The 1,579-nt window shown below is 37.0% G+C and carries 1 rRNA gene and 1 pseudogene; both read right to left on the bottom strand.

The features are described from left to right. Positions 1-118 (bottom strand): 16S ribosomal RNA (locus U8D43_RS20810); the annotation flags it as partial. Between the two features lie 1,231 nt (positions 119-1,349). Further along, positions 1,350-1,579, bottom strand: a pseudogene (locus tag U8D43_RS21135) (IS110 family transposase); the annotation flags it as partial.

The raw sequence follows: 1,579 nt of genomic DNA, 5'->3' as shown, positions 1-1,579 counted from the left end.
TGTTACTCACCCGTCCGCCGCTAACAATGAGGAGCAAGCTCCTCATTGTTCGCTCGACTTGCATGTATTAGGCACGCCGCCAGCGTTCGTCCTGAGCCAGGATCAAACTCTCCATAAAAGTTAAGTTTGACTTGCTCATAAAACATTTTTGTAAGAATCAAGTTCTTACGTTTAAATTAACGTTGACGTTTCGTCTTTTCAGTTTTCAAAGTTCAATCATCGCCTTGTTGGAGCGACTTGATTATCATAACATCTTTTCATTTGTTGTGTCAACAAATTTTTAAAAAAAGTTATTAACAGAAACAAATTCCCAATCGCTCAAGCGACGGTCTATTTAGAATAACACCCTTTCTATTAAACGTCAACAGATAAATAGTAGATTTATAGATTTTTTCAAAACCTCTCCATCCCTACTTAAATCTAAGGCTGTTTCGCAAAGATTGTGGCTTTTCGAACCACTATTACACACCCCCTCTAAATCTCATTTAAAATAACGACTAATAAAATCCAAAAATAGTTTTTCTCAGCAAGAACATCAACCTTCGAGAAAGAAGCTTAACGACAAGAACTTCCCTTGATAACGAAGGCTTACTATCTATATAGAGGGCTATTTTCGCAAAGAATCCGGTTTTTCGAATAGGAATATACCCCCTGGATTTGTATGACTTCGCGCTCTTTTCGTATACAATGTGGCTATTTCATCTAATTTTAGATTAAATCGCCCATTTCACTGTTGATTTCCATTAAAAATAGACGAAATGATGCCCGAAACAAAGCTATATCAACGTTTATAGACTAATTCGAAAAGCCACAACCTTTACGAAAATAACCTTGTATAAAAAGCTTTTATGATAGAACACACCCCTCTCAAATTATGCAACTCGTGAATTACTTTCTTTATTCAAAAGCAAAATAAATTGCACATTTAGTTTTATAACAGGCATCTTCCTTCTATAATATACTAGCAATTACTGCATCTGCTTCCCGACTACTAAGATGCAGGTGAAATATAAACTTACACCTTCCTTCCCCACTAACAAAAATCACATCGGTTCATTTAAGTGATTTTCACTTCTCTTCTTAATGTATGGCTCTTTTTATACGAAAACGGGATTTGATGCTGATTTTGGCGCAAAAAAGCATCCCCTTATAAAGGTATGCCATTTTTAAAGATTTACTATGTCACGATAACTTGATTTATGCTGGTTTTGATTCTTGAATCTCTATTTCATAGCCTATGCTCTTCAGTTTTTTTATGAAGTAATCTTTCTTCCTTTCTTTTGTTGGAAGGTAGTCCCAACCGAGTTCTTTATAGGGGCCTCGTCGTTTGACTACTCGATAGTAAACCTACTGTCTTTTGTTTTCATCGCAGCCCAGGCCACCTGGCACATTACTGATTTGAGCCCTTTATTTCCCTTTGTGGACTTGGCACTCTTTTTTTTTACCAGCACTCTCGTTATTACCAGGGCTGAATCCACCCCATGAAGATACATGTTTTTCGGTTGGGAATTTAGACATATCGATACCTAATTCCGCTAAGATGCTCGCCGCTGCATCTTCCTTAATACCGGGAATGGTT

The sequence above is a fragment of the Bacillus sp. 2205SS5-2 genome, from assembly GCF_037024155.1.
Taxonomy (GTDB): domain Bacteria; phylum Bacillota; class Bacilli; order Bacillales; family Bacillaceae_K; genus Bacillus_CI.
Note: the sequence above shows the minus strand (reverse complement) of the source record. Positions and strands in the feature narration are given on the sequence as shown.